Here is a 21,586-nt window from a genome sequence, read left to right on the forward strand (position 1 = left end):
GTTCTGGGCTCAGTCGGGTCAGCCGCGGCAGAGGCACTACCGTAAGCCGCTGGTGGGCAAGTTCACCGTACGGCGGATGCGGCTGCTCACAGCGAAAGGATCTGATGGCCGGTCCTGCTGGTCGCCGGGCTCGACACCACCGCGAACATGCTGGCCCTGAGCACTTTCGCGCTGCTGCAGAATGCAAGAGGAGAAGGTGGCGCCGGGTGGAAGCGGTCAGCCCGCATTGGCCACGTACTGCTGGACCGGACGTCACAGGCGACGCGGTCACTCTCGCCGCCGATGCCGTCCAAAGATATCCCGGCGTGCCTTCCCCCAGAGGGGATGGAAGCGCGCGGTTGTCACTTCTCGATGGGGATGCCCTCCAGGAGGCCGAAGCCGCCGCCGTTGAAGGTCAGCTCCGTGGTCTCCTCGGGAGGGGCCGGGATGTAGAAGTAGCCGTACTGGGTTGACCCCGAGGCCAGCGCGGCTGGCCAGAGCCGTGAGCCCACGCGGTCCACGTGGGACTTGTCCTGGCCGTTGTACACCTGGGGGTAGATGGTTCCGGTCTTCGGTTCGAAGGCGCTGAACTCGAAGGAGCCTTCGGTGCCGAAGGGGTTGTTCCCCGGCAGGTCGTCGCCCTGGTGGGTGGTCCGGAACCGCGCCACCAGGTATGCGCCGTCCCGGTAGAACGGGTACACCTGCAGCTTCCAGGAGTGTTCCTGGTTTCCGCTGAAGAAGTATTTCTGGTCGAAGGTGGCTTCGGCGGCGGGCTTGGCGTGGGTGAGGGGGTGGAAGCTCGCGGGCGGCGCGGCGTCGGCGGGGTTGACGGTGAGCGTTTTGGTCTCGGTCTCCGGTTCGTCCTCGGGCTCGGGTTCGGCTGCCACGTCCTTCTTGAAGGTGTAGGAGATCTCGACGCGGCGGTTCTGGGAACGGGCCCAGGCGTCGTCGTCGCCGCCTTCGGCCTCGACAGGGTCGGTGGAGCCTTTGCCTCGCGTCTTGTACTCGTAGTCGGAGCCGAGTTCGGTTGCGAGCAGGTCGCGTACGGCGTCGGCGCGATCCTCAGAGAGCGTCTGGTTGTAGCGGTCGGTGCCGACTCCGTCGGTGTGGCCGGTGATGGTGATGGGCGGCTTGTCAGGGTCGGCGCGCTCGCGGGTCTCCTTGATGACGTCGCCGAGGACGCCCTTGGCGTGCCTGCTCAGGTCGGCCTTGTCGAAGGCGAAGAGCACATCGGCGCGCAGCGCCACCGTTTCGCGGTCGGAGTCGGTCTCCCGGCGGCCGACCACGGTCTCCACCTGGGAGATGAGCTTGGTGATGACCGGCTCCTCGTCTGGTTCGCCGGTGGTGACCGGGACCATGACGTTCTCGCCCTTGCGCGGCCATCCCTCGGCGCGTTCCTCCGGCAGGGCCGACGGATAGTTCTGCGGTTTTCCCTGCACGACCGGGACACCGGCGAACTCGCCGATGCCGCCGGGGCCCTCGACGGTGACCCGCTGCGGGGATCCCTTGAGCGGCGGCAGGAAGGCCACCAGCGTGTAGGTGACGCCGGGCTGCCAGAGCTCCTCTTCGTAAAAGTCCCAGATGTTGGAGCCGATCTTCTCGTACGGCGTGTAGCGCAGTTGCTGGACCGGGTCCAGGACGCGGAAGAAGTGCTGGACGCTCATCGCGTTGTCATTCTTGCCGACGTCCGCGATAGGCCGGTCCGCGAGGCTGGTGTACTCGACGGTGAGCCTGGTCATGCCGTCGACCGCGGCGAGTTCGGCGATCTTCACGCGTGCGTTCTGGTGAGCGCTCCAGCTTCCGACGAACCCCTCCTTGACGAATGCGGCCGCAGGGGCGCTGCTGCTGTCAGTGCTCTGCTTTGGTTTGGGCGTCCCGGACGCGGCGGGTTCGTCGTTTCCTCCGGCGAGGCCGCAACCTCCCAGCGTCAGTGCCGCTACGGCGGACATCACGATCGTCGAGGTGGTGCGCCTCACAAAAACTCCACTTCATCCGGTATAGGGCTAACCGGCTACTAACGAAGACGGTGACCATACTGTTCACTGTCGGAAACTTTGACACCCAAGCCTACGTCCAGCCCGCGCACTGTCGCGGGGCATGCAGAAGGTATCGCTGGGCGAGCGGCCGCCGATCTGGACGTGGCGGCGAGTCCTGCCCGTCGTGGGCGGCGACGAACAGCGCGTGCGCGACCTGGGTGAGCGTGTCGAGCCCTGAGGTGATCTCGTCGCAGATGAGAGACCGGGGCCTGGGGGCAGGAGGGCACGGGCGAGCGCCGCGCGCTGGAACTCGCCGCCGGACAGGCGGTGCGGGCGGTGCCGTTCGCCTTGAGATGCTCGGCTGGTACGAAGCACCCCAGATCCGTGCGGGCTGACTGAACACTCCTGGCGTGAATGGGAAGCCGACACTACGCCAGATCGAACCTACCAAGACCTACTGTGCCGGCCCGGGTCAAAGTCTGCGGATGATGCGGCCGGACTGGATGACGTATTTCGGTGGACGGGTGCCGATGATTTCGGGGTCCTCGGCGGCATCACCCTCATAGATCACGAGGTCGGCCAGCTTGCCCGGCTCGATCGTGCCGACCCTGTCGGAGATGCGAAGGAGTTCGGCATTGACGCGTGTGGCCGACTCAATGGCGTTGGCGAGGCCGATCTCCTTGGCCATCAGGTAGATCTGGCGGGCCCTGGTGCGCTGCTCAGTACCGATGAGGTCGGCGCCGGAGCCGAGCGATACCCCCAGATCGTGCAGCATCGTGAGGGAGCGGCGTTGTTCGGTGTGCAGGTGGTCGAGGTCATCGAGTAGATGGTCAGGCACGCCCCAGGCGGCGGGGTCGGAGGCGAGGATCTCGTCTACCGCGAGCGTCGGCACGACGGTGGAGCCGCTGCGCTGCAACGCGGACGCGGTTTCCTCATCGATCATCGACGCGTGTTCGAATGAGCGGACGCCGGCTTCCAGGGCGCGCAGCAGTCCGGTGTCCGTGTGGGCGTGCACGGTGACGTACGAGCCGTGGCTCTGGGCCTCGTCCTGGGCCGCGCGGATCTCCTCGACGGTGAACTGGGGTGACTCCAGCGGGTCGCCCTCGGACAGGACACCGCCAGTCACGAACATCTTGATCTGGGTGGCGCCGCGGCGGAACTGGTTGCGCACGGCGGCTCTGACCTGGTCGGGGCCCGTGCACAGGGCGTGATTGCGGACCAGGCCACCGCCAAGGCCGGGATTGTCCGGCTCGTCGGAGAACTTCGGCCGCATGTCGCCGTGCCCACCGATTTGCGAGAGGATCTGCCCGCTCGGATGTACGCGCGGGCCATTTATCAGGCCGGCCTTGATGGCCTTGAGGACACCGCCGTCGATGCCGCCGAGGTCGCGCAGGGTCGTGAAGCCCTGGTCGAGAGATTCTCGCAGGTTCCTGAAGACATAGCCCGCCTGCTCGGCCGCCGACCAGAACGCCTGGCCGTACAACGAGAGCAAGCCCACGTGCGCGTGCGCGTCGATGAAACCGGGCAGTACGGTATGCCCGTCGAGGTCGAGCACCTCGTCGGCGGGTCCCGTGCCTTTGTCGATGACGTCGTCGTGCAGCCGGAGATCGGCACGGTGAGGGTCGCGGCCGGTCGAATCGAAGACCGTCGCGCCGCGCAGTCCGATGACGCTCATCAGTTGTTCCTCCATGGGTCGGGGATCGCGCCCAGCAGTCGCTTGGTGTGGGGGTGCACCGGATTTTCGAAGAGGTCCTCCGGCGTGCCGTACTCGACGATCCGCCCTTCGAACAGCACCGCGATGCGGTCGCAGAAATATCTGGCCACTGCCAAGTCATGCACGATGAACAGGTATGCGGTGCCCAGCGCGAGTTGTTCCTCGCGTAGCAGGTCGAGCACTTGGGCGCGGACTGACACGTCGAGCGCGGAGATCGGCTCGTCCAGAACGGTCAGGGCGGGGCCGAGAATGAGCGCCCGCGCGATGGCGACCCGCTGCCGCTGGCCGCCTGACAAGTTGCGTGGCACCCGTTCCAGGTATTCCGTGCCCAGACCCATACCGTCGAGCATCGCGGCGGCGCGTGTTCGGGCAGCGGCGCGGTTGGCGAGCCCGTGGACGATCAGCGGCTGGGCCACGATGTCCTGGATCTGCATGTGCGGGTCGAGCGAGCTGAACGGATCCTGGAACACCATCTGGATGTCGCGGCGCAGCTCACGCAGGTGCTTTGATCTGGCGCGGCCGAAGTCGGCCCCGGCCAGTTCGACGGTGCCGCCCGACGGGGTCTCCAGCCGGATGAGGGTCCTGGCCAGGGTGGACTTGCCCGCGCCCGACTCGCCGATGATGCCCACGGTCTCCCGCGCGTGGATCGTCAGGTCCACGTCCTCCAGCACGGTCGTCCTGCCGTACTGCTTGCGCAGGCCGGTGACGCGCACGACCGGCTCTGTCTCCACCTGGTAGTCGAACTCGGGTCCCGGCCTGCGGTCGCCGGCGCGCGGGATGCAGTCGAGCAGGTGACGGGTGTAGTCCTCGCGTGGAGCGGAGAAGAGTTGCCGTGCGGTGCCGGTCTCGACGATCTCCCCGGTCTTCATCACCACGACCTCGTCGCAGAACTCCGCGACGACGTCGAGATCGTGGGTGACCAGGATGACCGACATGCCGTGCCGGTCCGCGGTCGTCTTGAGCAGGTCGAGCACCTGGGCCTGGGCGGTCACGTCGAGCGCGGTGGTCGGCTCGTCCGCGATCAGGACGTCGGGTTGGTTGGCGATGGCGATGGCGATGGCGATGAGCACTCGTTGGCGCATGCCGCCGGAAATCTCGTGCGGGTACTGCTCAAGCCGGCGTTCGGCGTCGTTGGACTCGCGGAACTGCGCCATCTCGCCGATGAACTCGAACGTACGGCGCGCGACAAGCTCCCGATCGAGTTCAGCGCTATCGACCTGCAGTTCCACCTGAAACTGCTCGCGTACGGCAACAACAAGAGCCTGGTGGACACCGTCCGCGGCCTGCGCTTGCGCTCCCGCCTGTACGGCATCCCCCAACTGGCCGACCGTGGTGAACTCGCCTCCACCGCCCACGAACACACCGAACTCCTGGACCTGATCTGCTCGGGCGACGCCGACGGCGCCGAAGCCCTGATGCGCCGCCACATCAGGCACGTACGCGGAGTATGGGCCACCGGCGACAGCACCGACGAGTAGCCGCTGGGGCCGGGGCGCCACACTGGCAGAAAGGGTCGCCGGGTCGTGTTGAGCTGGTCGGAGCGGTGATGCAACGACTCCCGAGCGTTGGCTCGGGAGTCGTTGGTGCTGGGGTGGGTTCAGTTGGTGAGGCGGTGTCTTCGCTCCCGGCTATCGAGGTCCAGTGCGGCCGACGCCTTGTCTACTCTGGGCACTGCATCGCTCTGACCTGCATGTACAGCTGGATGCATGCAGAAGAGTGCTGCGGATGGTCTTCGGATCCGGCCTCGGGGAGCGATGGAACAGTGGTTGGCGTTGAGCATTGACCGACGTCATGGACGCCGTTGACGGCGGGCGTTCCCGCCGGTCACCCGTTCAGCGATGGCTGGGCCCGCCGGTCAGTCGACGCCTTCGATGATGCGGAAGTCGCGCTCGAAGCCGTCGGGGAGGGCCACCAGCGCCGTCTGGTATGCCTCGCTCTCGTACGCCGCGACGGCCTGTTCAAAGCTGTCGAACTCGATCAGAACGACGCGTTGCGTGATTCCGGCCTCGCGGGCGACGACTCGACCGCCACGGGACGGGATCCGGGACAGGACGCGCCCGCCTCCAGCCTGGACAGCCGGACCGGCCAGCTTGTCGTAGGCAGTCAGCCTCTCAGGGTCGGAAATGGCGGGGTAGACACTGACCCAGTAGCCCTTAGCCATGGAAATCTCCTGTGTTGGGCCGGACACGTCCGACTTCGAATTGACACTCAGATCGATCGATCCTGGCGACGGGTACTGCGGTCAGTTGAATCGTCATATGCGCAGGTTAGGGCTTGATGTGCGGTCGAGGGAAAGACCGGTACGGGATAAACTCAGAACGGATCGTTATCAATCGGCGGGGAGGGCACGTGGCGCCGGATACGGTGAGCCTGCGGTACTTCCTGGTGCTGGCGCAGGAGTTGAACTTCACCCGCGCGGCCGCACGGATCGGTATCGCACAGCCCGCACTCAGCGCCCGGATGCGCCGATTGGAGGCAGAACTCGGTACGGCCCTGCTGGTCCGCAACACGCGTAGCGTCGTATTGACCACGGCCGGTGCGGCTTTGGCGGAGTCCGCGCCGCCCGCGCTGGCGGTGCTGGACCGGGCATGGGACACCGCCCGAAGCGCGGCGGCCGGTGAACTGGGGACGCTGCGCATCGGATACAGCCTCAGCGCCGGGGCCGAGACGGCACCGGCCCTGGTGGACAGGCTGATTCGCGGCAACAGCGGACTCGAGGTCGGCGCGGTCCCGATGGCGACACCGGAGATCTCCCCCGCGGTCGCCGACGGCCGCATCGATGCCGGGATCACCCGCGGTGAACAGCCGGGCCGTGGCGTGCGCCGGTTCCTGCTGCGGCGTATGCGCGTCGGGGTCCAGCTGGCGCAGCACCATCCGCTGGCCGAACACCCGGAGATCGAGATCGCCGACGCGGCCGCGTATCCGCTGCGACTCCCGGACCGTGCGGCCAACCCCGTGATCCACGATCAGCTGTCCGCACTGTTCCGAGACACCCGGCCACACCCCCGATTCCGCACGCCCGCAGTCTCTTTCGACATGTCTCAGCGCGACCTGCGCGACGGGGTCACCCTCGCCCCGGCCGGAGAAGCCGCGGTCACGGCACAACCGACCGGTCTCACCTGGCGACCGCTGCGGGGCGCGCCCAGCCTGACGATCCACCTGGTCCTCCCACGCGAGCAGTCGCCGCTACACCGCCGCATCCGTGCCGTCGCCAAAACCCTGGCGCACGAGCTGCACTGGCTGCCGGACTGACGCGCAAGAGGTCAAGCGAGACGGACGCCTGCGGTGGCGAGGCCGAGACCTTGCGCCCGGCGGACTTCGCGGTGATGATGACGTCGGTCAATGCTTAACGCCAACCACTGTTCCATTGCTCCAAACGCCGCCAATTGCATCTGATGCGAATTCGCGATCCTTCGCGAAGCGTTATCGACGGGCGGGTGGCTGACTGCGTCGACCAGCAGCGACAGAGCAGCGCCAGGGATGACGTTAGCGATTTGAGGGGCTCGGCGGTCGGTTGATTCAGGTCTTTTCTACGGACGACCTGCGCTTGCCTGAGCGACTCGCATGGGATGCGGCTTTCTCGCATCTGATGCGAGCAGCGGAGGGTGGTGAGTGTGGAGTTAGCCCGGAGGTGTGGATCGTGAAGGCGAGTGGAACCGAACCCTTGTTGACGTGTCGAAATGCGGTAGATGACATCAAAACCGGGATGGGAAAGCGGTTCCGGGATGAGCCAGAGGGATACCTGTTTGCTGCTCTGGTGGTGTCCGGCATGAAGAGGGCGCGAGCGCGATCCAGGCTCTTGCATGGAACAGGAGAGCCTGTCGTCCTGGGATCCTCGCACGACAGGCGAGGTGGAGGGAGTTCCTCAAGCGGCGGAAACCGTGAGAGGCGGAGTGCCGGTCCAGAGCACAGGGGCGGACCGTCCCGTAGTAGTGCGGAACCTCCTGTAATGGGAGTGGAGCGAAGGGGGCGGGTCATCCGTGGCTTGTTTGCGTGTCAACCGTGCGCGGGAGGAACGCGTGGATGAGTCGAGGTCGAAACCGTTCGATATTTCGAAGCAGTTGGTGTGGGAGGCGTATCAGAAGGTTGCGGCCAATAAAGGTGCGGCGGGTGTTGATGGGCAGTCGATTGCCGCCGAGGACGACTGGATGATGAGAGCCGTGTGAGCTGAGAGGTTCACTCACGGTTCTGCGAGCGGCGGCGGGTGAAACTCCCGCCGCCGACTCTCCTTTGCGTAAATATTATCGATGACGTCCCCGGCGGGTTCGCTCGTTTTTCGCTGCCCCGGTTAGGTGCTGGTGGCTTGTCCCGATGTGCGGCCCGCCGGGGTCCTGCCGCCCGGTGTGGCTTGATAGGAGCGTGCGACGGCTCGATGCAGGCGTGCCCGCCGGACTGGCATGGACCGAACTGCCTGGTAAACAGGCTGCAGGAGGAACAGTTGGTCGTCATCGGCATCGATGCCCACAAGCGCACCCACAGCCTGGTCGCGGTCGACCGGGTCGGCCGCAAACTCGCTGAGCGCACCGTCCGCGCGACCCCGGACGGTCACGTGGACGCCGTGGCCTGGGCGAGCCAATGGCCCGACGTCGTGTTCGCCATCGAGGACTGCCGGCACGTGACCCGGCGTCTGGAGGACGATCTGCTCCGGGCCGGCTACCGGGTGGTGCGTGTGACCACCCAGCTGATGGCGGGCCAGCGCCGCGGTGGCCGAGAACGCGGCAAGTCCGACCCGATCGACGCGCTGGCGGTCGGCCGGGTCGCGCTGCGCGAGCCGGACCTGCCCATCGCGCACCTGGACGGCCCGTCGCGAGAGGTGAAACTGCTGGCCGACTACCGCGACGACCTGGTCGTCCAGCGGACCCGCAGCTGCAGTCAGCTCCGCTGGCACCTGCACGAACTCGACCCCGAACTGGACATTCCCTCCCGCGGCCTGCGTCGCCGTTGCCTGCAGGATGAGCTCTGCGAACACTTGGCAGACATGCCCGGAGTGGTCGCGCAGATCGCTCGTGAGCTGCTGGAACGCTGCCGCCAGCTGACGGTGCGTATCAACCAGCTGGAGAGCCAGCTGCGCAAGCTGGTGCGCGCTCTGGCCCCGCAACTGCTGGCCATCCCTGGCTGCGGGGTGCTCGGCGCGGCCACCATCATCGGCGAGACCGCCGGCGTGCACCGCTTCCGCTCCAAGGCCGCCTTCGCCCGCTTCACCGGCACCGCCCCCATCCCGGTGTGGTCGGGCAACAGCAGCCGGGTACGTCTCAACCGCGGCGGCAACCGGCGCATGAACTGCGCCCTTCACATGATCGCCGTCACCCAAGCCCGCGCCACCGGGGCTGGCAAGTCCTACGTCGACAAGCTCATGGCCGAGGGCAAGACCCGCACCGAGGCCCATCCGGCTGCTCCGCCGACGCCTATCCGACGTGGTCTACCGCACGCTCGAAACCGTGGACACCTCGGCCCGCGACACCGACCAGCCAATCGCAGCCGCGGCTTGACGACATAGGAGCATCCGGGAGACGGATCTGCCGAGATGAAGTTCCGGCTGATCCATGCGGAGAAGGACCACCACGAGGTCTCCCTGGTGGCCCGGGTGCTGGGTGTGTCGCGCCAGGGCTACCGTGGGGTCCTGACCCACGTGGACAGGCTCGTGTCCATGCCCCTTGAGCAGGATCGGGCTGAGCCGAAGAATTCGCCGGCGCTCGCCGACGCGGTGCGCGCCGCGCAGGACCGACATCGCGAGATGATGGACCGGCTCAGCGAGCAGATCGAGGACCTGGCTCGCCTACCGAGTCCGTCCGCCTCGGCTTCGAGGTCGTATCCGGGCCACAACGAGACCAGTTCCACGGCGTGCTGAAGCGCCAGCTGGGCGCTCACGGCGACGCACGCGTCGGAGACGACCAGACCTTCCAGGCCCGGATCCTCGCAGCCATCCAGGCCGGGCATCTCGCCGTCGGTTGCGTCCCCTACCGCGAACGCGCGTAGCTCACGGCGTGCCCGACACGACCGTCACGTTCCGCAACAGCTCCCCACTGATCGCGCCAGAGCCCAATTTCATGATCTACCCATGGACAGTCGGCCCAGGTCCTTGTCGCCGTCGATCACGTCCCACACGGCTCTCGCCATCATGAGCAGCGTCTCGCGTTCGAATTCGTACCGTTCCTGCGCTGGCTGCTGGAGACGATCCTGCGTCGCCGGCTGCCCGCCGACGTACGCGCAGAGGTGCGCGGGGCCAAGCAGCAATTGGAGAGCAAGGAGGCCAACCCGCCGAAGGACTGATCTCCCGGAGCATCTGACCGGCGCACCGGGCAGGTAGCCGGCCTGGTGCAGGTCGGTGACGATGCCGTGGAACGCACGATCGGTGAGGCCGATGCGGACGGCGGATGTCGCGTGTCCGCGCCTCGGGATCGCGTGCGATCTCGATCAGCACGCGGGCGTGATGGGTGGGAAACGTCCGGGTGGAAAGTCGGTCCTCGGCTGCGCTCACTGTGCCTTCCGCACCATTTGAGTGGTACTCGCCACCGCGCTCCAGTGGCAGGTCAGCGTCAACGCCCTTTCCCCTCAGCACCTGGATCGTTTTGGGGCAGCACTCGCCTCGCCTGGCCCTGTCCACCGCGGCGGTGGTGTCCCGTCCCGGTCACCATTCACTACCTCGCCTGGATCCGACGCGAGGATCGCGTGAGCAGCCTGGAGACCGCATCGGCGATGGCTTTGCGTACCGTGATCTCCGACCTGGCGATCGGCTTCCTGCTCCTGTGAGCGAAGCAGATCCGGCTCATTGGCGACTCGTCCCCGACGCGGTCACCACCCGGCGTGGCCATCGTGCCCGATGGCCACGCCAGGCGTCAGAGCTAGTGGAGTTGCCGTGTGGTGGCCAGCAGGTCGCGCACGATGACGATGAGTCCGTCCATGGTGCGCTCGAACGCCTCGTCCACGGTCATCAGAGGAGCGGCGGCGACCGCTTCGCGCAGGTGCGGGACGGCCAGGGCGGGATGTACCTGCAGCCAGGGCAGCGGGACCGGGGTGTGCTCCATGACCGGCTCGCCCTGGTCCTGGCGGTAGTCCACGAGCAGGACGAACCCGAAGACGCGCAGTGCCAGATCGCTGTGCACGACCTGAGCGTCGGCGAGGTCCAGCCCGACGGTACGCAGCATGCCCAGAAAGGCATCGGTGTGGGCCAGGCGATCCTCGTGGATCGCCAGGCCGTCGATCTGCTCGTCCAGCGATACCAGCAGGGCGCGGGGGTAGCGCCGGTAAACCGCGCGCATCGCGGCACCGTACTCCCGGATGCTGTGCTCCCAGCGCTTCGGATCCGGCCGGGGCGCCGGCCATTGCTCCACGAACAGCGCCACCGCGCGGGCCACGATCTCATCACGGCCTTCGGCGTAGTTGTACAGGGCTCGCACCGTCACGCCGAGATGCTCGGCGAGCAGCCGCATGGTAACGGACGAGAAGCCGTGCACGCCGGCAAGGTCGAGCATCGCCTGGGCAATGTGGTCCTTGGTCAGGGTCGGCCGGCCCTTGCGCGTGAGCGGCCGCCGTCGTCGGCGGGGGTTCTGGGTATCGGCGGGTTCCGCGTCGGCGGCGCCGGCCCTGTCGGGATCATGGGGCACCCCCCGAGCATAGCTCTCAACGAACTTCACGTATCGTTGACTTTAAGACCCGATCTACGTCATCCTCCTTAGGTGCCTTACCCAAACGCGACTCTCCGGCGTTCTCCGATGAGCGCGCCGCCCCCAGCCACCCAATGACCGTCCGGGGACACGCGATTCTCGGGCTTGTCATCGCCGGCACCGCGCTGGTCGTGATCGACATGACGATCGTCACCCTCGCCCTGCCTGCGATCCAAGAAGACCTCGGCGGAACACTCGCCGGCATCCAATGGGTGATCATCGGCTACGTCATCGCAATGGGCGCGGTGACCCAAGTCGCGGGAAGCCTGTCCGACCGCATCGGCCGGCGCCGCATGTACCTGCTCGGCATCACCCTGTTCACCGCCGCTTCGATCGTCTGCGGCGCGGCGTCGACCACCGTGGTGCTCGACCTCGCCCGGGCTGTCCAGGGAATCGGTGGCGCCATCTTGATGGTCAATGCGCTGCCCCTGCTCTCCCGGCACCTGGACGGCGAACGGCGCAATATGGCCATCTCCACCTGGGGCAGCGCGGCGACCGCCGCCAGTCTGATCGCTCCCCTGCTGGGTGGCGTCCTCGTCGAGACGCTGAGTTGGCGCGCGATCTTCCTGATCAACGTCCCGATCGGTGTCGCGGCCTTCGTGATGTGCCTGCGTACCCTTCCGTCCGACGCCTCCGGCCGGGCCCAACAGGGATTCCGGCACGGCCGCCTCGACTGGGCGGGCACCGTACTGCTGATCGCTGTACTCGCCCTGGCTAACCTGGCGCTGCTTTGTAGCGAGGACCAGGGCTGGGGATCGGCGGCGACCTTGACGCAGCTCACTATCGCGGCCGTCCTGTTCGCCTTCTTCCTTTTGATCCAGGTCCGGGCCGGTGCGCCCACCTTGGACCTCGCCCTGTTCCGCAAGCCGGCCTTCACCGGCGCCGCCCTGGCGGTTTTCATTTCTCGTGTCCTGAGTATCGGCGGCACGGTCTACTTCGTGCAGTACTTCCAATGGTCGCTGCACCTGAATCCCACGCAGAGCGGCCTGCTCCTCACGCCCGTCTTCCTCGCCCAGATGGCGGCGGGCATGCTCGGTGGCAAGCTCTTGAGCCGATACGTCCCCGGCTACGTCATCGCCGCCGGCTACGCCTGCAAAGCGGCCGGCGCTGCCCTGCTGGCACTGGCCTCCACCCCGGACATCTCCCCATGGCTGCTGACCATTCCCCTGCTCATCTGGGGCGTCGGCGGCGGCATCGCCGGCGCCCCGGTGATGGCCGTCGCAATGAACGTCACCGACAAAGAACATGCCGGCATGGTCGCCGGGACGATCACCAGTCTGGCCTCCATCGGGGCCGGCATCGGCACCGCCGTCCTCGGCGCCGTCTACACTGCCCGCATCGCCGACTTCGTCGCCGCCGGACCGCCCCTGCCCGCCGCAGCGCGCGAGGCCGTCCTCGCCGCCGCCAACGGCGACGTCCAACGCGTCCTCGACCTCACCCCCGCAAGCGCCCGCGCAACGATCGAAGACCTTCTCGGCAATGCCATCGCCTCCGGCGCCTCGGCCGTGTTCTACAGCTCCGCAGGCCTGGCCATCATCACCATCGCACTGGTACTAATTCTCATCAGCAAACGCCACCTCCCACAACCCGCGGCAAACAGAAACCCGTGATCAGCCGGTGACGGTGTCCCCCAGCCAGCACCCGGTAGACGCTGGCCAGCGGCGGATGACGCCCTTGTTCCTGCGGTGGGGATGACCGGCTTGGCGCAATCTCCGGCACCGGCACCCCGCGCTCGCGCAAGCTGCGCATGTAGGCAATCATGTCGGCACGCGAGCGCGGCCGCCCCAAGGTGTTCGACGACGACATCTCAGACGCTGGACTCCAGCCATTGCTCGGCGCTGGTCCAGCGGTGTGGTGTCCGAGCGGCGGCCGCCTCGGCGAGTTGGGTGGTCGTAGCTTGTGGATGGTTTATGAGGGCGGCAAGGATCTCGGCCGAGCGCGGGCACAGCTGCGGCCATCCGGTGTCGTGCAAAGCACGTGGTGGATGAGCGGCACTGGGACGGGCTGCCGCATCGCGGCGGACGACATCGTCCTCAACAACCCGGCGAAGATGAAGGTCGAACGCTACCGCTATCGCGGAGCACAGATCAGCACGCCCTACAACATCGACGAGGTGGACCCCAAGGGAGCTCGCTTCCGCAAGACCCACCACGATGATGTGGGCTTCGTCGGCCAGGTCAGTGAATACCTCGCCTGATTTATCGGATCACGTGGAGAGCCGGATGCTCGGCTAACGGGGACGTCCGGTTGGGCGGGCACGGGAAAACCGACACCCGAAACGGTGCACGGCGTCCCGTCTCCGACCCGACACGAGATCCTCGAACGCGGCGAGGCCAACCTGATCTTCCAGGTGATCTCCAAGCGGTACGAGAAGGGCTCGATCATCTTGGCCTCGAACAAGAGCTTCGGCAAAGCGCACATGTTCGCGTGAACGTGTGCCAGGCAGCGCCGAAACGTCACGGGTTCCGGCTGGGACGCCCTGTCGATCGAGACAGCTTGCCATATCGTTTTTCGATGCTATCGTTTTTCGATGGCATCGAAAAACGATATGAATCGGAGCGGGCTGATGACTGCACAGCACAGCACTATCGGACGAGTGGCGCGTCGACCTGCGGTCTTCGCGGTTCTCGTCCTGGTGACCGGGATGATCACCGGCTTGGTGCTCTACTCCAGGGCCGGACTCTTCGGCCTGACCTACCAGCACGTGGTGGCCCAGTCACCCAGCAGCTACGGCATCAGTCTCGATGAGCTGGCGTTCACGGAAATGACCCGACCAGGCGTCACGGCCCTGGCAGGCGATCTTCAATTCATCGACGGATCGCCTGACACCGGCCAGTACATCCTGCAGGCCCTGACCACCTTCCCGAGCTTCGCCGTCACGGTCGGCGCGTTCTTCCTGCTGTGGCGGCTGCTGTGGCGGGCTCGCAACGGCGCCTACCTGCCGCAGGCCGCGGCCCAGGTGCGTGTCTTGGGCTGGTGGCTGCTCGCCAGTGGCCTGCTGGCGCCGCAGATCGAGCACTTCGCGATGATGGCACTGCTGGACACGATGGCCGTGAACGAGTCCTACTTCGGCGTCAAAGAGATCCCCGTGATCGTGCCGCTCGTCGGGCTCGGGCTGCTGGCGCTGGCGAACGTCCTGCGCACTGGAGTGCGGATGCGCGATGACCTGGAAGGCACCGTCTGATGTCGCCGGCCGAGATGGACACCCATGCCATCACCGTTCACCTCGACCAACTCCTGACCGAGCGTGGCATGACACTGACCGAACTGGCAGATCGGGTAGGGGTGACCGTGGCCAACCTGTCCATTCTGAAGAACGGCCGGGCCAAGGCCATCCGGTTCACCACTCTCACCAAGATCTGTGACGTCCTCGGCTGCCAGCCAGGCGACCTGCTCAGCTATCACCTTGGAGAGGAACAGTGAGCGGACGCGCTCTCCTTTCGCCTGCTACCGCACCTGCCATGCGAATCAGGCTGAGGGCGAACCGCTATGGTTCATGGCGCCCTTCGGGAGACGGAGCAAGAACTCTCGTCACCGGCCTTCGAGGGTGATCGCGGCCGGGAACAGGACAGTTCACCCAGGCTCCCTCTTGATCGATAGTCTCCCATCGACGACATGATCAGCGAGATAGATCATGGCGCCTTCGGCGTGCATCCCGAAGGCCACGGCGACGAGTTTTGGAGCGGAGCATCCGTGGTGAGATGCCGGACGGGTCCAGGACGTGGCTGACATAAGCGACCGAGGCCGGGCTCCGGCCCGCTTTGGTGCCCTTAGTGACCATCAGATGCGGGTTACTGGTTTGCTGAGTCTCGCGGTGCGCCATGCATCGCTGCACGGTGCTCCAGCTGGCCGGATCCATGGGCACGAGGTGGGGGCGTTGGCCGAGACGGATGGCGCGGTTGGCGGGATCGATGTCGTCCAGCAGCAGGTGGCGGACCTCAGCACTGGAGGCACCATGCAGCAGGGCGAGGATGCCCAGCAGAGCTTCGTGCGGGTGGACGGCAGGGTCGGTGATCCATCTCTGAAAGAGGCCTCTCTGCTGGTCAAGGGTGAGCGTCTGGCCGATGAAGCCCTTGGCCGCCTTCCGACAGTCCGCTGGTGGGGTCGATCGGGATCATCTTGCGACTCTTGGCGAAGCGGGCGAACTGCCGGGCGATCTGCAGCCGCCGGGGCCGGTTCTTGGGCTGAGCGGCAAGGAACGTCTCGATGTCGTGCACGTCGACCAGGGCCCAGTCCTGCTTCCCTCGCGCGCTGACGTGCTGGGCCAGATCGCGCAGGGTGGACAGCTTGATATCGAGGGTGATGTCGGCGCGGGGCAGCGTTCCGGCCCGGCGGGCGCGCTCGCGGGAGCGCAGCAGGAAGGTGTTGAAGGCCTCCGCCGCGGGCCGCAGCGGCTCGGGGCCGGCGTCGATCCGGCGGCGACGGCGTCCGGCGGCCAGCCGGTCGGCGTGATCGGTGGCCAGCGCCAGCCCGCGTTCGACGAAGAAGACCTCCAGCCCTCGGGCCAAGGGCCCCATCGAGCGGCCGGGCAAGCGAGCCCGCTCCAGCAGGGCTTGGGGGTGGTTGGGATGTTCGTCGTCCGGCAGCCGTCCCAGCTGGCCGATCAGGACGCAGGCCCGGGCCGGAGAGTGACCGGCGGCCAGGTGGCCGATGAGGTCGCCCAGCCAGGGCGGCGGGGCGGCCAGCCGGGCAATGAGGTTCTCGCCGGCGACGAAGGGCCGTTCGGGGCGGCGCTGCCAGCAGGCCGAGCACAGGCCGTGGTCGGCATGCGAGCGCAGCTGACCGCAGTCAGCGCAGACGCGCGGCGGGTCTTTTTCCTGGCGAGGACGTGAACAGGTCCCGCACCAGCCGGTGGATTGGCGCAGATAGCCCGGGGCGGCGGCAGCGCGGGCACGGTTGTTGCGCTGCCCGCTGCCGAGCCTTGCGGGTGCAGTCCCGGCACAGCGTCGCCTCCGGCGAGCGGACCGGGATGCCCACATTCGGTGCAGACGCGTGAGCACGTGATGCACCGGGCGGTGTCGGCCTGCAGCGCCCGTTGTTTGCCGCAGCCCGGGCAGGAGTCCTTGGCGGCCGCTTCGTTGAGCCGCCTGAGGCAGCGGCAGCAGTGCAGGCGGCCGATGATGCCAACCGGGCCGAGGAACCTGGGACATCCATTCAGCCATGGTGGGAGGCCTGCCGACCTTGCTCACTTGGCCTGACTCGCGCTGGTTCTCCAGTTCGCGAACCTTCCGCGTCACCTCGGCCTCATTCAGAGACGGAGTCATGGACTCTGCTCGGGGACGAGCACGTCCCGATCGAGCCGGTCGAGCAGTTCCCGGCCTACCTGACTTCGATTGAGAAGTCGCGAACACGCCCTCCGGCGACCGCTCCTCCACACCCGCCCCCACGAGATCCACATGCCCGATGCTAGGCGGTCCGCTTCGCCGTCCCGCATCCCGCCTCGACCGAGCATCCGAGGCTGGTAGGGGGCGACTAGATGGGAGGGCGCTATCCGCGCTTTTAGCCTGGATCGGACGACTGGTCATCAAACCTGTTCAAAGTGGAAGGCCTTGATGAAGCAGTCGCGGGGCTGGGTGATCGCGAAGAGGATACACTCCACGAGCGAGTGCGCGGTGAGGGCGTCCGTGGAGCCGCGCGGGGTGGCTTCCCACTCCTCGTTGAGCGGGTCCGCGTTGTCAAAGGCGGGCGGGTAGAGCGATATCACCCGGACTCCTTGGGGTCGCAGGCGCTTGGAGAGGATCTCGGTGAACCCCGCTTGGGCGCTCTTGGACGCGTAGAAGGCGTCGTGGGCGTCCGACCGGTGGTGGCCCGATGTTCCGCAAGCCGAAATCATCGTCACGACATCCGGTTTATCGGAATTGAGCAGGAAAGGAAGGAAGTTCTTCGTGGTCAGGACCGTGCCGGTGGCACCGGAGGCGATGGTGTCGACGACCTCGGCGTCCGTCGCGGACAGCAGGTCCGGCCCTTCGAGGTAGCGGGAGCCGTTGTTGATGAGGACGTCGACACGGTCGGTGTGCCGCGCGACGGAGGAGGCGAAATCGCGAATGGAGGCGGGGTCCGTCAAGTCGCAGGCGAAGGCATGAACCCGCTGATGGCCACGAGCATGAATCTCGTCGCGGACACGTTCGGCGGCATCGAGACTGCGAGCGGAGAGGAAGACCTCGGCGCCGAGGTCCGCGAGCCGGATCGCCAGGGTTCGCCCGAAGTCGCGGCCGGCGGCCGCGATGACGATACGGTGGTTGTCGAATCTCATGGTGTCACTCCTGGAGGTCCCCGGTGCAGATTGCTCTTGTCCGATCAACCCTCTTACCGGAGGTCTCTTTCATTGTCGATGTGGAGACCCGGTTTCAATGGACGAAGAACTTCCGCGCCGCCGGATCCAAGTAGACGAACCGGGTGGTGTTCGCCGGTCAACGAGGATCGGCCAGGACAGGGCGTAGAGCGCGCGGGCGAGCCCTAGTGTCCTGAGTCAGTAATTTCGTCCAGTGTTGTTGGCTATGGGGCATCCGGGACCGAAGGTGGAGCCGCTGCACCTGAGCGATGGCGAGCGGGTTGAGCTTGAGCGGTGGGTATGGCGGCGCAAGGGCGCCGAGGACATGGCGTTGCGGGCCCGGCTGATCCTGGCGTGTGATGCGATCGGCGAGAACGGCCTGCCTGTGTCCACCAAGGTGGTGGCGTCGCTCGCAGCCGGTATTGCCGATCATGCCGGGTGTTCCCGAGCGGGCCACCCATGACTATGTCCGGGTCGGCACCACCACGTTGTTCGCAGCTCTGGAGGTGATCTCGGGCCAGGTGATCGGCTCCCTCCACCGCAGGCGCCGTCATCATCCAGGCACAGATTGTCATTTCTTAGCGAACCCACCCTATGGAGTGATCTGCCTCACACCCTGTCACAACGATCGGTCACCCCGTGTCTTGAGGCCGAGCCCTTAGAAACGAAGGAGACACCATGACCGAACGCCGATGTGGCCGTGCTCGGTAGCGGATACACCGGCGTCATGGCAGCGACCTTGGAGGAGACGGAGCGGTTGCGGCAGTTTGTCAATGCCACGCCCACCACGGCCGCGGTGACGGTTGTCGGAGCAGGTCCGCCGCGAGGGCCCGCGTGAAGACTCCGCGTGAGATGCTGGCCGAGTCAAAGCTGCCCGACCCGGTCGGCGATCTTGTGCAGCAGCACCGCTCCCGCATGACCCACCAGCCCTTTTCCATCGGCTGTGACGGACAGCCGGCGGTCCCACCCGGTACGCTCGTTCACCAGAAAGGTGCACCTGCTTCTGCACTGGATATGGCGTCGACACCCAAAATCCTTGCAGGTCAGGGGCACCTTTTCTCATGTTTCAGGCAGAGCCAGCTCCCTCGGCTGAATACCCGAGGTTAAGTACATGCGAAGAAGGAAGACGGCAGTCTTCCTGGTCGCATGAGGGAGGCGGTGTCCCGCACCAGCAGCTTTGCCGGCCGGCCGTGTACGGAGCACCTGACATCCCCTCCCTTCATGCGCAGCCCCGCCTGGTCGGCGCCGCGGGCCGCGGCGGCGAACCTGGCGGCGATGGCGGCGTCGCCACCGGGCCAGGTGAAACGCGGGCATGTCAGACCGAGGTCCATGGGATCACTCCTTGATCACGTGAGGGAAGGCGCCGGCGGGAAGGCGTCACCGCGGGCATGAGAAAACCCTCTCGCCTGGACCGGTCCGAGGCGGAGAGGGCTCCGTACCCGTCATTATCTCACGCGCCGCCGGCGCGGACCGCACCTCCCGTCACGCCACCCCCCGGGCTCCGTCGTGGGCGGCGCCGACGAGGCAGGCCCGTGGGAAGGCCGGCGTGACCGTGACTCACGCGTCCCTGCGCTGGAACGTCCAGAGGGCGGCGGCCGTGAGCACGGCGACGAACACGGTGAACAGGACAAAGCCCGGCCATGGCGACGAGCCGGGCAGAGTCGTGACGACCTGCATGCCGGCGACGGTCGGCCAGAGGCCCGCGGCCCACTGCGGCAGGAGCTGCAGGACGGCCAGGACGAGCACGGTCATCGAGGTGAGCAGCGTGACGCCCGCGGCCGTCGACCTGGTCAGGAAGCCCAGCGCCAGCCCGAGCAGCCCGATCAGCGCGAGGTAGAGCCCGGCCCCGAGAACGGCCCGCGCCACCCCTGCGTCCCCGAGACCCGCGTACGGCACCCCTCCGGCCGCGAACACCCACTGACCGATGAGGAAGGAGGCGAGCGCGGCCGACAGCCCCGCCACGGCGGCGACCACGCCGACGACGGCGGCCTTGGCCGCGAACAGCCGCCCGCGCCGGGGCACCGCGGCCAGGCCGGCCGTGATGGTGCCGGCGGCGTACTCGGACGTGATCGACAGCACGCCCAGGACTCCGATGACGATCTGGCCGAACATCACTCCGCCCTGGAGGCTGAGGGCGGCGGGGTCGAACTCCGCTGGCCGTTCCCGGTGGCTCCCGGCGGCGCCGCCGCTGAACAGCGCCCCGAACCCCACGCTGAGCACCGCCAGGACGATCAGGCCGTAGGCGGTGGATCGCAGCGTGCGCAGCTTGCGCCACTCCCCCCGCAGTGCGGCCCTCATGACGCCCCTCCTCCGAACTCGACGCTGTCGCCGGTGAGACCCATGTACGCCTCCTCCAAGGTGGTCCGTTGAGGGGTCAGCTCGATGAGGGCCAGGCCGCGGACCGCGGCGAGCGCTCCGATGGCGGCGCTGCCCATGCCGGTGACGGTCAGCGCCTGCCCCGACCTGCTCACCGAAGCGCCCTCGGCCGACAGGAGCCCGGCCAGCTCCGCCGGCCGCGCGGCGCGCACGAGCACCGACTGCGGGCCGGTGAGCTCTGCCACGCCCGCGTCCGCCAGGAGCCGGCCGCGTCCGATCACGATCAGGTGGTCCGCGGTCAAGGACATCTCGCTCATCAGGTGGCTGGAGACGAGTACGGTGCGCCCTTCCGCGGCCAGGCTCCGCATGAACCCGCGGATCCACCGGATGCCTTCCGGATCCAGGCCGTTCACCGGCTCGTCGAGAACCAGCACCTCGGGGTCGCCCAGGAGCGCCGCCGCGATCCCCAGCCGCTGGCTCATGCCGAGCGAGAACTCCCCCGCCCGCCTGCGTGCCGCCTGATCCAGTCCGACCAGCCCGAGCACGTCGTCGACGCGGTGGTCGGCGATGCCACCGCTCGCCGCCAGGCAGCGCAGATGGTCGCGGGCGGTCCTTCGAGGATGTACGGCGCGGGCGTCGAGCAGCGCGCCGACCGTGCGCAGCGGATCGGCCAGGTCGGCGTAGCGGCGCCCGGCCACGGTCGCCGTCCCCTCCGTCGGCCGGTCCAGCCCCATGACCATGCGGAGCGTGGTCGTCTTGCCGGCCCCGTTCGGCCCGAGAAATCCCGTGACGACGCCCGGTTTGACAGTGAAAGTGAGCCGGTCGACAGCGCGTCCCGCGCCGTACACCTTGGTGAGCCGGCGGACCTCGATCACGCGTTCACCTCCGCGGTGGCACGGGTCCTGAGCAGGCGGTACGACACCAGCGCCGCCCAGATCCAGCCGAGCGGGATGACCAGGCGGCTCGCGATCCCGTCGAGCGCCGCGTACCACTCGCCGGACAGGGACAGCGGCTGGAGGACGAGGCTGCCGCCGTACATGATCACGGGCGTCAGGACGCCGGTGCCGGCGAGGAGGGCCGCCCACACCCGCCCGCCGGGCTCGGCGGCGAAGCGCCTGGCGAAGGCGAAGCAGGCGAGCGTCGCCGCCGCGTACATGACGAACACCGACACCCAGTGCAGGTTTCCGTGCCAGCTCGAACCGGCGTTGACGCCGGGCAGGAGGCCGGGCGGCGTTCCCGGCGGGTAGCCCATCTGCGGGTCGGTGACGAACACTCCCGTGGCGATCATGGCCGTCCCGTAGATGGCCACCAGCGGTGGCCCCCATCGGGAGGCGCGACCGGCGGGCAGCGCACGCCGCACCCCCACCGCGCACGCGATCATCAGCGCTCCGGTGACCACGAAATTGGCGATCTGCACCCAGCCTCGCTCGCCGGTCATCATCAGGCTCGGCGCATGGCGCAGCGGGTCGTACCCGGTGCGGAACACCATGTCGAGATGGAACGTCAGCAGCGAGGCGAGCGGGGCGACGGCCCCGCAGGCCAGCAGGGCCCGTGTCGTTGATGGGGACATGCTCCGATTCGACCGCGGGAGCGCGGTGCGGCGGGAGCTGCGGCGGTAGCGTCCGCCGCGCGGGAAACCGTACTTTCGTAGGGCCCGCGCGAGCAG

The 21,586-nt window shown here is 67.4% G+C and carries 23 protein-coding genes and 1 pseudogene; 13 read left to right on the plus strand and 11 right to left on the minus strand.

What is annotated here, in order from left to right:
• Window positions 1-341 precede the first annotated feature (341 nt).
• The 3 genes from GUY59_RS12255 to GUY59_RS12270 all read right to left on the minus strand — a co-directional run bounded on the left by GUY59_RS12255 (window position 342) and on the right by GUY59_RS12270 (window position 4,823).
• A complete protein-coding gene (locus GUY59_RS12255; RefSeq protein WP_252374851.1) occupies window positions 342-1,955 on the minus strand; it encodes an OmpA family protein in 1,614 nt (537 codons plus the stop codon).
• Between the two features lie 472 nt (window positions 1,956-2,427).
• The gene (locus tag GUY59_RS12265) at window positions 2,428-3,510 is read right to left on the minus strand and encodes a metal-dependent hydrolase family protein (RefSeq protein ID WP_161714510.1); all 1,083 of its coding nucleotides are present in this window, start codon (window positions 3,508-3,510) and stop codon (window positions 2,428-2,430) included.
• Between the two features lie 119 nt (window positions 3,511-3,629).
• Window positions 3,630-4,823 carry an ATP-binding cassette domain-containing protein gene (locus GUY59_RS12270; RefSeq protein ID WP_138199862.1) on the minus strand — a complete coding sequence of 398 codons (1,194 nt, stop codon included), beginning with the start codon at window positions 4,821-4,823 and terminating at the stop codon, window positions 3,630-3,632.
• Between GUY59_RS12270 and GUY59_RS12275 the strand changes: the two genes are divergently transcribed.
• Window positions 4,767-5,147: a GntR family transcriptional regulator gene (locus GUY59_RS12275; RefSeq protein WP_161714511.1), complete on the plus strand. Its 381-nt coding sequence runs from the start codon at window positions 4,767-4,769 to the stop codon at window positions 5,145-5,147. The genes GUY59_RS12270 and GUY59_RS12275 overlap by 57 nt on opposite strands.
• Window positions 5,148-5,524: 377 nt before the next feature.
• Here GUY59_RS12275 and GUY59_RS12280 read toward each other — a convergent pair whose 3' ends face one another.
• The gene (locus GUY59_RS12280; protein WP_138199864.1) at window positions 5,525-5,830 is read right to left on the minus strand and encodes a DUF1330 domain-containing protein; all 306 of its coding nucleotides are present in this window, start codon (window positions 5,828-5,830) and stop codon (window positions 5,525-5,527) included.
• Between the two features lie 188 nt (window positions 5,831-6,018).
• Between GUY59_RS12280 and GUY59_RS12285 the strand changes: the two genes are divergently transcribed.
• The 5 genes from GUY59_RS12285 (at window position 6,019) to GUY59_RS49975 (ending at window position 9,645) form a co-directional block, all read left to right on the plus strand.
• On the plus strand, window positions 6,019-6,921 hold the full coding sequence (locus GUY59_RS12285; RefSeq protein WP_138199865.1) for a LysR family transcriptional regulator: 903 nt from the start codon (window positions 6,019-6,021) through the stop codon (window positions 6,919-6,921).
• Window positions 6,922-7,688: 767 nt separating this feature from the next.
• The gene (locus GUY59_RS12290; RefSeq protein WP_161714512.1) at window positions 7,689-7,835 is read left to right on the plus strand and encodes a hypothetical protein; all 147 of its coding nucleotides are present in this window, start codon (window positions 7,689-7,691) and stop codon (window positions 7,833-7,835) included.
• A gap of 272 nt (window positions 7,836-8,107) precedes the next feature.
• Entirely contained in the window at window positions 8,108-9,166 is a 1,059-nt protein-coding gene (locus tag GUY59_RS12295) for an IS110 family transposase (RefSeq protein ID WP_201760772.1), read from the plus strand.
• 27 nt (window positions 9,167-9,193) lie between these two features.
• Window positions 9,194-9,517 (plus strand): hypothetical protein, encoded by a 324-nt coding sequence (locus GUY59_RS12300; protein WP_138199866.1) that lies wholly within the window; start codon window positions 9,194-9,196, stop codon window positions 9,515-9,517.
• Window positions 9,511-9,645: a hypothetical protein gene (locus tag GUY59_RS49975; protein WP_269128775.1), complete on the plus strand. Its 135-nt coding sequence runs from the start codon at window positions 9,511-9,513 to the stop codon at window positions 9,643-9,645. The genes GUY59_RS12300 and GUY59_RS49975 overlap by 7 nt, the downstream gene beginning before the upstream one ends.
• Before the next feature lie 69 nt (window positions 9,646-9,714).
• Here the strand turns inward: GUY59_RS49975 and GUY59_RS12305 are convergent, their stop codons facing one another.
• Together GUY59_RS12305 and GUY59_RS48570 are read right to left on the minus strand one after the other, a co-directional pair.
• Window positions 9,715-9,903, minus strand: coding sequence for a hypothetical protein (locus GUY59_RS12305; RefSeq protein WP_161714513.1), 189 nt, complete (start codon window positions 9,901-9,903; stop codon window positions 9,715-9,717).
• Window positions 9,904-10,511: 608 nt separating this feature from the next.
• A complete protein-coding gene (locus GUY59_RS48570; RefSeq protein WP_201760773.1) occupies window positions 10,512-11,273 on the minus strand; it encodes a TetR/AcrR family transcriptional regulator in 762 nt (253 codons plus the stop codon).
• 134 nt (window positions 11,274-11,407) lie between these two features.
• Here GUY59_RS48570 and GUY59_RS12315 point away from each other — a divergent pair, with 134 nt between their 5' ends.
• From GUY59_RS12315 to GUY59_RS12335, 5 genes are all read left to right on the plus strand, one after another.
• Window positions 11,408-12,943 carry an MFS transporter gene (locus GUY59_RS12315; RefSeq protein WP_138199867.1) on the plus strand — a complete coding sequence of 512 codons (1,536 nt, stop codon included), beginning with the start codon at window positions 11,408-11,410 and terminating at the stop codon, window positions 12,941-12,943.
• A 149-nt stretch (window positions 12,944-13,092) separates the two neighbouring features.
• A complete protein-coding gene (locus tag GUY59_RS47420; protein WP_201760774.1) occupies window positions 13,093-13,530 on the plus strand; it encodes a hypothetical protein in 438 nt (145 codons plus the stop codon).
• A gap of 84 nt (window positions 13,531-13,614) precedes the next feature.
• Window positions 13,615-13,764, plus strand: coding sequence for an ATP-binding protein (locus GUY59_RS51335; RefSeq protein WP_442938975.1), 150 nt, complete (start codon window positions 13,615-13,617; stop codon window positions 13,762-13,764).
• 99 nt (window positions 13,765-13,863) lie between these two features.
• Window positions 13,864-14,517 (plus strand): DUF2975 domain-containing protein, encoded by a 654-nt coding sequence (locus GUY59_RS12330; RefSeq protein ID WP_138199869.1) that lies wholly within the window; start codon window positions 13,864-13,866, stop codon window positions 14,515-14,517.
• Window positions 14,517-14,756: a helix-turn-helix domain-containing protein gene (locus GUY59_RS12335; protein ID WP_138199870.1), complete on the plus strand. Its 240-nt coding sequence runs from the start codon at window positions 14,517-14,519 to the stop codon at window positions 14,754-14,756. The genes GUY59_RS12330 and GUY59_RS12335 overlap by 1 nt, the downstream gene beginning before the upstream one ends.
• A gap of 620 nt (window positions 14,757-15,376) precedes the next feature.
• Here GUY59_RS12335 and GUY59_RS47430 read toward each other — a convergent pair.
• On the minus strand, window positions 15,377-16,312 hold the full coding sequence (locus GUY59_RS47430) for a hypothetical protein (protein ID WP_201760775.1): 936 nt from the start codon (window positions 16,310-16,312) through the stop codon (window positions 15,377-15,379).
• A gap of 545 nt (window positions 16,313-16,857) precedes the next feature.
• Window positions 16,858-17,586 carry an SDR family oxidoreductase gene (locus tag GUY59_RS12345; RefSeq protein WP_138199871.1) on the minus strand — a complete coding sequence of 243 codons (729 nt, stop codon included), beginning with the start codon at window positions 17,584-17,586 and terminating at the stop codon, window positions 16,858-16,860.
• Between the two features lie 265 nt (window positions 17,587-17,851).
• Between GUY59_RS12345 and GUY59_RS47435 the strand changes: the two genes are divergently transcribed.
• Both GUY59_RS47435 and GUY59_RS12350 read left to right on the plus strand, forming a co-directional pair.
• On the plus strand, window positions 17,852-18,067 hold the full coding sequence (locus tag GUY59_RS47435; RefSeq protein WP_171055330.1) for a hypothetical protein: 216 nt from the start codon (window positions 17,852-17,854) through the stop codon (window positions 18,065-18,067).
• Window positions 18,012-18,155 (plus strand): annotated as a pseudogene (locus GUY59_RS12350) (IS630 family transposase); the annotation flags it as partial. The gene GUY59_RS47435 and the pseudogene GUY59_RS12350, both read left to right, overlap by 56 nt.
• 1,006 nt (window positions 18,156-19,161) lie before the next feature.
• Here GUY59_RS12350 and GUY59_RS12355 read toward each other — a convergent pair.
• From GUY59_RS12355 to GUY59_RS12365, 3 genes are read right to left on the minus strand one after another with little or no spacing between them, the layout of a single operon-like run.
• Entirely contained in the window at window positions 19,162-19,902 is a 741-nt protein-coding gene (locus tag GUY59_RS12355; protein ID WP_138199872.1) for an ABC transporter permease, read from the minus strand.
• Window positions 19,899-20,795 carry an ATP-binding cassette domain-containing protein gene (locus GUY59_RS12360; RefSeq protein ID WP_138199873.1) on the minus strand — a complete coding sequence of 299 codons (897 nt, stop codon included), beginning with the start codon at window positions 20,793-20,795 and terminating at the stop codon, window positions 19,899-19,901. Before GUY59_RS12360 ends, GUY59_RS12355 begins: the two co-directional genes overlap by 4 nt.
• The gene (locus GUY59_RS12365) at window positions 20,792-21,490 is read right to left on the minus strand and encodes a DUF998 domain-containing protein (RefSeq protein ID WP_138199874.1); all 699 of its coding nucleotides are present in this window, start codon (window positions 21,488-21,490) and stop codon (window positions 20,792-20,794) included. The genes GUY59_RS12360 and GUY59_RS12365 overlap by 4 nt, the downstream gene beginning before the upstream one ends.
• Window positions 21,491-21,586: the final 96 nt, after the last annotated feature.

Source organism: Nonomuraea sp. K271, from assembly GCF_009908215.1.
GTDB lineage: Bacteria > Actinomycetota > Actinomycetes > Streptosporangiales > Streptosporangiaceae > Nonomuraea > Nonomuraea longispora.

Excerpts from the sequence above, each read along its gene's own strand:
- GUY59_RS12270 (WP_138199862.1), bottom strand. The coding sequence starts at position 4,823 with ATGGCGCAGTTCCGCGAGTCCAACGACGCCGAACGCCGGCTTGAGCAG.
- GUY59_RS12280 (WP_138199864.1), bottom strand. The coding sequence starts at position 5,830 with ATGGCTAAGGGCTACTGGGTCAGTGTCTACCCCGCCATTTCCGACCCT.
- GUY59_RS12300 (WP_138199866.1), top strand. The coding sequence starts at position 9,194 with ATGAAGTTCCGGCTGATCCATGCGGAGAAGGACCACCACGAGGTCTCC.
- GUY59_RS12315 (WP_138199867.1), top strand. The coding sequence starts at position 11,408 with ATGACCGTCCGGGGACACGCGATTCTCGGGCTTGTCATCGCCGGCACC.
- GUY59_RS47420 (WP_201760774.1), top strand. The coding sequence starts at position 13,093 with ATGTCGGCACGCGAGCGCGGCCGCCCCAAGGTGTTCGACGACGACATC.
- GUY59_RS12330 (WP_138199869.1), top strand. The coding sequence starts at position 13,864 with ATGGCATCGAAAAACGATATGAATCGGAGCGGGCTGATGACTGCACAG.
- GUY59_RS12335 (WP_138199870.1), top strand. The coding sequence starts at position 14,517 with ATGTCGCCGGCCGAGATGGACACCCATGCCATCACCGTTCACCTCGAC.
- GUY59_RS47430 (WP_201760775.1), bottom strand. The coding sequence starts at position 16,312 with ATGTGGGCATCCCGGTCCGCTCGCCGGAGGCGACGCTGTGCCGGGACT.
- GUY59_RS12345 (WP_138199871.1), bottom strand. The coding sequence starts at position 17,586 with ATGAGATTCGACAACCACCGTATCGTCATCGCGGCCGCCGGCCGCGAC.
- GUY59_RS12355 (WP_138199872.1), bottom strand. The coding sequence starts at position 19,902 with ATGAGGGCCGCACTGCGGGGGGAGTGGCGCAAGCTGCGCACGCTGCGA.
- GUY59_RS12365 (WP_138199874.1), bottom strand. The coding sequence starts at position 21,490 with ATGTCCCCATCAACGACACGGGCCCTGCTGGCCTGCGGGGCCGTCGCC.